Source organism: Verrucomicrobiota bacterium (assembly GCA_016871535.1).
Taxonomy (GTDB): domain Bacteria; phylum Verrucomicrobiota; class Verrucomicrobiia; order Limisphaerales; family SIBE01; genus VHCZ01.
On record VHCZ01000294.1, the window covers coordinates 1 to 7,328 of the forward strand.

Annotated in this window: 6 protein-coding genes; 1 reads left to right on the forward strand and 5 read right to left on the reverse strand. The window is 62.1% G+C overall.

The features are described 5' to 3' along the window. Nucleotides 1-390: 390 nt before the first annotated feature. The gene (locus FJ398_24195) at nt 391-930 is read left to right on the forward strand and encodes an ASCH domain-containing protein (protein MBM3840997.1); all 540 of its coding nucleotides are present in this window, start codon (nt 391-393) and stop codon (nt 928-930) included. 150 nt (nt 931-1,080) lie between these two features. On the opposite strand, the gene FJ398_24200 is transcribed toward FJ398_24195, so the two are convergent. The 5 genes from FJ398_24200 to FJ398_24220 all read right to left on the reverse strand — a co-directional run bounded on the left by FJ398_24200 (nt 1,081) and on the right by FJ398_24220 (nt 6,416). After that, nucleotides 1,081-2,079, reverse strand: coding sequence for an ABC transporter permease (locus tag FJ398_24200; protein MBM3840998.1), 999 nt, complete (start codon nt 2,077-2,079; stop codon nt 1,081-1,083). Next, nucleotides 2,076-3,845, reverse strand: a complete 1,770-nt coding sequence (locus FJ398_24205) for a sugar ABC transporter ATP-binding protein (protein MBM3840999.1) — start codon at nt 3,843-3,845, stop codon at nt 2,076-2,078. Before FJ398_24205 ends, FJ398_24200 begins: the two co-directional genes overlap by 4 nt. Before the next feature lie 12 nt (nt 3,846-3,857). Continuing rightward, nucleotides 3,858-4,826 (reverse strand): ABC transporter permease, encoded by a 969-nt coding sequence (locus FJ398_24210; GenBank protein MBM3841000.1) that lies wholly within the window; start codon nt 4,824-4,826, stop codon nt 3,858-3,860. 67 nt (nt 4,827-4,893) lie between these two features. Beyond that, nucleotides 4,894-5,271, reverse strand: coding sequence for a four helix bundle protein (locus FJ398_24215; protein ID MBM3841001.1), 378 nt, complete (start codon nt 5,269-5,271; stop codon nt 4,894-4,896). Nucleotides 5,272-5,390: 119 nt separating this feature from the next. Beyond that, nucleotides 5,391-6,416, reverse strand: a complete 1,026-nt coding sequence (locus FJ398_24220) for a sugar ABC transporter substrate-binding protein (GenBank protein MBM3841002.1) — start codon at nt 6,414-6,416, stop codon at nt 5,391-5,393. Between the last annotated feature and the right edge of the window lie 912 nt (nt 6,417-7,328).

Below are 7,328 nucleotides of genomic sequence, written 5' to 3' on the forward strand. Positions count from 1 at the left end.
CTGAACCGGGCAGCGTCCAGAAAGCAAATTCCTATGTGCAGCCTTCGGACGTTGACACGCTTGCAGGTGCAAGTCCTGCCTCGGCAATGGATGGTTGGGCCGAGTAGTGATAGCAGACTCTGGTTGGGGGAGACCCTGACTGGGGCAAGCTCTGCCGTAAACGGGCGGGCCTGTCCGCGGCATGAGCCGTCGGCGGGGACTGGCCAGCCGCTCTAGCAAACATGCAGGCCGCAACATCACGAGAAGACTGCCGCCCCGAAAATGCTTCCGGCTCTGAAGCCAGTGAGCCGGGTATCTCGGAACCGCCGAACCGTGATAGGAACGGTGAAGGCTCGCATGACTGAGGGATGAGCCATCAAGCGAACTCGGTCAGCCGACGGGGTAGAGGTCGTGGCAAGCATGGATCGTGTGACAAAGCAAAGAAGGGAAAGTGAGGCGCTCTCACCTGACATGACGACCAATCAAGCACTACTACTCTCAATCCGTCCGCATTTTGTGGATTTGATTTTTTCAGGGACGAAGACGGTCGAGCTTTGGCGGGTGAAACCACGCGTCAAGGCCGGAGACTTGGTGGTTGTTTATGCATCAGGCGCGACGAAGGGAATGGTTGGAGCATTTGAAGTTGCTGGGGTAATCGCAGCGGCTCCGAATTCAATTTGGCGAAAGTTCAACGGAGGAAGCGGGCTGACAAAGCGAGAGTTCGACACTTATTTTGCCGGGGCGTCTGTCGGTTACGCGATTCGCATTGGGAAGCGGTGGAAAATTCAGGAACCTGTCCCTCTCAAAACTCTCCGTAAACGCCGCACGGGATTTCGACCTCCGCAAAGCTATCACTCCTGGAAATTGGATGAGTTGCTCCGAATCGGAGGAGAAGCGTTCTCGTCGCACGTGAGAAATTGCTCTCCACTTTCCGCATCGCATCGGAACTGAATTTCAAAACTCCTGCCGCCCTTTCAGGGCTTGGAAATTTTTTGGACGGTTAACCCAGGGCGTCGCTCGCAGACTCGCTTTGCCCTGGGCTATTATCTTTCGGTCTTTTAGCCCTTTCCCACCGGCCAACGCAACGCGGTTGCGGACCATTCATCCCTGCCCGCCTCGCCGTGCAGCCGCACCCGGGTCCACGTAGATCCGTCGCAGGTTCAAGCGAGCGAGAAGACGCGAGCGAAGACTGTCGATCGCGACGGCCACAAAGATGATGGCGCTGGTCACCAGGGGGTAGCTGTAAGGATTGGCGTTGAGGATCACCAGGCCGTTCTCGACGGTCTGAATCAGCACCGCCCCGAGCACCGCCCCCGGCAGGACGCTGCCGCGTCCGCCAAACAAACTCACGCCGCCGAGCACCGCCGCGGCGATCGCGTTGAACTCCTTTTGCTGGCCGAAGCTCGGCGAGACCGCGCCCGTTTGCGTGAGAGACACAAGGCCGCTCACGGCCGCGCAAAAGCCGGCGATCACATACACGGCAAACAGCACGCCCGTCACGTTGAGGCCGGCCTTGCGCGCGGCTTCCGCGTCCTGGCCCACGGCGTAAACCTGTCGGCCGAACGGCGTGCGCGTGAGCACCAGGTGCGCCGCCAGGCAGATCACCGCGAAGACGATCACCGGCAACGGCAGGCCCCAGAGCTTCGCCGCACCCAGTTGCGTGACGGCCTCGGGCATGTTCATGGCGCGCGTGTTGGTCAGCCACAGCCCGAAGCCGCGTCCGACGAAGAGCATGGCCAGCGTGACGATGAACGCGACGATCCGCAGCCGGATGATGAACACGGCGTTGATGGCGCCTGCCACCACACCCACTCCCATCGCGGCGAGGAAGGCGACCCAGAGCGGGGAACCTTGGAAGATCATTTTCCCGGCCACGGCCACCGCGACGAACATCACGCTGCCCACGCTCAGATCCACCCCCGCCGTCAGGAGAACGAACGTCATGCCGGTGGCGACGATGGCCATGGCGCTCGATTGCAGCAGGATGTTGGACAGGTTTTGCAGCTCGATAAACTTGGGTGAGAGGGAGCCGAACACGGCGAACACGACCGCGAAGAGCACGAGCGGCGCGTTGTTCAGGAGCCCGAGCACAGGCTTCATTGCGCGGCCTCCGGGCTTGCGACCGTCGAGGTCAGATGTCCTTCATGCAGGGCGGCCTTCAAAATCCGTTCGCGATCGAACTGGTGGAGATGGATTTCATCGCGGATCCGGCCGCGGTTCATCACCAGAATGCGGTCGCACATGCCGATCAATTCCTCGATCTCGGAGGAGATCATGAGCACGCCGGCGCCCCGTCCGACGAGTTGGTTGATAAGCGAATACACTTCGTGCTTCGCGCCCACGTCGATGCCGCGGGTGGGTTCGTCGAGGATGAACACGCGCGGTTCGTTAAGGAGCCATTTGGCGAGAACGACCTTTTGTTGGTTGCCGCCGCTCAAGGTTTTTGCCGGCTGCAGGTCGCGGGCGGACGCGCTCAAGGTGACGGCGCGCCGCGCGGCTTGGAGCGCTGCGTTCATCGCTCCTTGATCCAGCCAGCCAGCCGGGCGGGACGCGTGTCGGGGCAGTGCAACCAGCGCCAGATTGTCCGCAATGGATGCATCGAGGCAAAGCCCCTCGTCGCGCCGGCTCTCCGTCAGAAAGGCGATCCCGGCAGCCACGCGTTCGCGCGGCGACAGCCGTTCGATCGGGCGGCCGGCCAACAGAATCTCCCCTCGCTCCATCGGATCCAGGCCGAACAGGATGCGCGCAAGTTCGGTGCGACCGCTGCCCATCAGTCCCGAAATCCCGAGCACTTCCCCGGCGCGCAAGCGAAACGAGATGTCGGCCACGATGCCCGGCTGGGTGACGCCCGCGACTTCCAGGATAGCGTCGGACGATTCCGCGCCGGAGGTGCTGCCCGGTCCGGCGGCAGATGCAGACGGTGATCCGGGATTGGATCGCGGGCGCTGAGGAAACAATTGCTCCATCTCTCGGCCGACCATCAGCGTGATCATGCGCTCCACCGTCCATTCGGCGCGCGGGCCCTGGCCGACGACGGCGCCGTCGCGCAAAACCACGATGGAATCACACAAGCGGAGCACGTCGTTCAGCGCGTGCGAAATGTAGATCATGGCGATGCCGCGTTCGCGGAGCCGGTTCAGCAGCGCGAACAAGTGCTCGGTTTCGCGGGCCGTCAGGGAGGTCGTGGGTTCGTCCAGGATGATGAGGCGTGGCTCGATGCTCAGCGCCTTGGCGATCTCGACGAGCTGTCGTTCCCCGGCGGACAGGCGCTCGACGGGAGTGTCCGGTGGATGATCGAGGCCGACCTGGCGCAGAAGTTCCGTCGTGCGGGAACGGAGGGTGCGACGATCGATCCAGGGTAGGCCAATGCTGGGGGTTCGTTGTTCGTTGTTCCTGGTTCGTGGTTCGTGGTTCGTGGTTTGTGGTTCGTTGATCGTTGATCGTTGCTGAACGCGAGTCGTGTCGGTGCTGCCACGATCCACGAACGACGAACCACGAACAACCTTCTGACCCAGTCGCGGGAAGGCGGCGAGGAACAGGTTCTCGGCGATGGAAAGGTTGGGAAAGAGATTTAGTTCCTGATGGATGAACGCCACGCCGGCACGCGTGGCCTCTTTCGGGGCGGCAGGCGCATGCGGTTCGCCCGCGAGCGACATCTGGCCGGCATCGGGCGTCAGGTTGCCGCCCAGGATGTTCATCAGGGTGGATTTGCCCGCGCCATTCTCGCCCACCAACCCGAGCGTTTGCCCGGCTGGCACGCTGAAACTCACCTCCTTGAGCACGGCCACCCCGAAGAAAGACTTGGTGATGCCACTGAACGAAAGCAGTTCGTTGTTCGTGGTTGGTTGTTTGTTGTCTGTGGGCATGGGGGCATTGGGCTACGGACCACGAACCACGAGCCACGAACTCCTTCCAACATCCATCGCTGCGGCGAACAGAATGACCACACCCTTCACCATCATGATGGTGAAGTGAGAGAGGTTCAGCAGGTTCAGGCTGTTGTCGAGCAGCGTCAGGAAGAGCACGCCGAACACGGTCCACAATACCTTGCCGCGGCCGCCATACAAGCTCGTGCCGCCGATCACCGTCGCGCCAATGATGTCGAGCAGGTTGCTTCGCCAATGCACCGGAGATCCGCTCTCGAGGCGCCCGGTGATCAGGACCGCCGCCACTCCCGCACACAGGCCGCACCAAACGTAGGCCAGGATCAGGGCGCGGTTGACCGGCACGCCGGAAACGAGTGCGACCTTTGCACTATGGCCGACGGCGTAGAGCCAGCGCCCAAGCAACGTCCGCGACAGGAGCAGATGCCCGGCTCCGGCGACGACTGTGGCAATCGCGCCCGTCAGCCAAGGTTTTTTTCCCAGGGCGAGGAAGCCGGAGGGCAGAGCCGCAATCGATTTGGCTTCGGTCAGCCAGATGGCAAATCCGCTGAAGAACATCATGCCCGTGAGCGTGACCACGAACGGCGGCATGCGCAGTTGGGTGACCACCGCGCCATTGAGCAAACCGATGGCGGCGCCCAGAGCGACCATGGCCAGAACGCCCGCTGGAACAGCGGCCGCATGTCCAGCCAGCAGCCCTTGATCGCCACTGATCAAGAGCGCGCCCGTCACGCTGGCCAGCGCAATGATCGAGGTGACCGAGAGGTCGATGCCGGCGGTGATCAACACCACGGTCTGGCCCGTGGCCACCACCAGCAGCGGCAGCATCGCCGAGAACACGTTGGCCAGGTTGCCGGCGGTGGCGAAACCGGGGGTGAAGGGCGCCAGGGCGACGAAGTAGGCGGCGCAAAGCAGGAGCGTCCAGTATTCGGTGGTCAGTGTTCTTCTGAGGAAGGGAGGCATCGCCGGGGAAGGGCCGGGGGGGGTTGGTTCGTGGTTCGTGGTTTGTTGTTTGTTGTTCGTTGCACGGTCATTCGATGGGTTCGGGAAAACGGCCGATGGATCTGAGGTATGCGTTCAGGCGCGGGGCGATTTCGTCCATCAGCGGCTTGAGTTTATCAATCTGCGTTTTGGTCAGAAGGTCGCGCTTGTAAGCGCGGCGCAGCCAATGCTTGGTCTCGTAGAGCGATCCGCGTGCGGTGCGGACGAAACGTTTGTTGTCGGCGTGACTGCCACGGCCCACACCTTCGCTGATGTTCGCGCCGATGCTGTCCGCCGCCCGCACCATCTGTTTCCCTACCGTGCCCTGCGCGAACGAATCCCACTTGCGCGGAATTTCCCAAACCATATCCGCAATCTTTTCGGACAGTTGGTAAACTTCCAGCCGTTCAAAGTTTGTTTTGGTCATAGGATTGTTCGTTGTTGGTTGTTCGTTGTCAGTTGTGCGTTGCCGACAAGTAACACACGGAACGCTGCGACAACAAACCACGAACCACGAACCACAAACAACAAACAAAGAACCACGAACTACTTCCTAATCTGCGCCCCCCACATCCGCGCCTTCATTTGCTCCATATTGGCCTGAGTGATGACGAAACCCGGGTCGCGAATCAACTCGGGGACCTGCTTCTTCTCGAGCAGGTCAAGGATGGCCTGCACGCTGGCCGACGCCTCGAAGTAAACATCCTGAACCCCGGTCGCGTCGAGAAAGCCGTCCACCATCATTTGCCACGCGGTGGCGTCGCCGTCGAAGCCGCCCAGGATGACATGGCCCGGCGCGCCGATCTTGTGATACTTGCCCGCCTGTTTGAGGGCGGTGACGATCGAGGGGAAAAGAAAGTCCGACGACGTGAAAAGGAAGCTGATGTCGGGATTCGCCTGGAGGGCATTGACCACTCCGGCCTGCGCCTTCTCCTGGTTCCACTCGGAGGGAACACGCGCGACGACTTCGATGATGTCCTCGTTTCCTTTCACGGCAGCGTCAAAGCCGTCACGCCGGCCGATGGCGTTCAGGTCGCCCAGATCGCCCAGGACGACCAAGGCCTTGTGCCTGCGGCCGGTCTTCCGGGCTTCGCCCACCATGAACGCGACGGTCTCCTGTGCCAGCTTCAGGTTGTCCGCTTGCACCCCGACGAATTTGGCCGACCCCGGATCCGCGATGCGGTTGAAGAGCACGACGGGAATGCCCACGTCGTTGGCCGCCTTGATCGCGGGCACGGTGCTCTTCGCATCCTTGGGCACCAAGATGATGCCGTCCACCTTTCGCGTGACGAGGTTCTTGACCTGTTCGAGCTGGCGGTTTGAGTCGCCGTCGGCGATGGCCTCCAGGACTTTGATCTGGCGCTTCGACAACTCGGCCTTGATGGCCTCGAAACCGGCGACCCAGTATTCAGTCTGCAGAGTTTCGAAGGCGACTCCGATGGTGAGAGCTTTGGCGTCCGCCCCAGGCGCTCCGCCAGAGGAATCGGATTTGTTGCAGCCGCTAAGCAGGAGAGCGGCGAACGCGAAGCTTGCGATGAGAAGCTGGGGGATTCGTTTGGGTTTGTGGGTCATGGTTTGGGGTGTGGTTTTGCCTTGGGGCGTGGGTTATGGAGAATCGAAATCGAGCGTCATGACGGCGTGCGGCGGAAGCGTGAGCTCCGGGCCGGCAACCGGCGTGAACTGCGCGCGAAACATCTTGGGCTGATTCATGGCGGACAGGCTAATCGAGGCGTCCAGGGAACGCGATGAAACGATTCCGGAGAATTCATTGAGCCGAACGTGGTGTGGAGTGGGACTGAGGTTTGCCAGCATCAGACGCCGACGCGCATCCCGCCGAAGGAACAACAAGGCGACGGCCAACGGGTCTGAGGAGAGGCTCGAAACCACTTCCCCACCCGCGAATTCGGCCACGTCCGCCAGCACGTGATAGAGCGGGAATACGGCCCCGGGAACCGAGGGGAACTTCGCCGGGAGCGGCGAGCCGGCCGTTGTTTCCATCACGCCGCGCCAGCCGGTCGTTTCGAAGAACGTCACGCTGGTTGCTCCGGACTCGGCGAGGGCTTTGATCATTGCAAGCGTCCAGGCTGCGGCGAAGAGCGAGAGCTGGCGCGGATCCACCTGCGACGGAAGTTCACCGGGAGGCACGGTCGGCGCGGGGCCGGTGGCGTTCGGATTGAACCGCGGCCGAAGGGTGATGGGCGACACCACGAGGGGTTTTCCCGGGAAGTAGCGGCGCACGCTGCTCAACTGATGCGCGGCGGCCTCGGGTGTCTCGGCGATGCTGGTGTCATCGAAGGCGTGGACCTGCGGATTCATCGACCAAGTGATGAGATCGGCGTCCGCGGGTGGGCGCTGCAGATTAAGCTGGTAAAGATCGGCGTCGGTGCCGGCTCCGATCGGCACGCCCGGGATAACTGCGGCCAAAGCCACGCGGGCCGCGCGTAGCGCGTCCGCCGTGGTGGATTTTTGATGGCGGTGGAACAC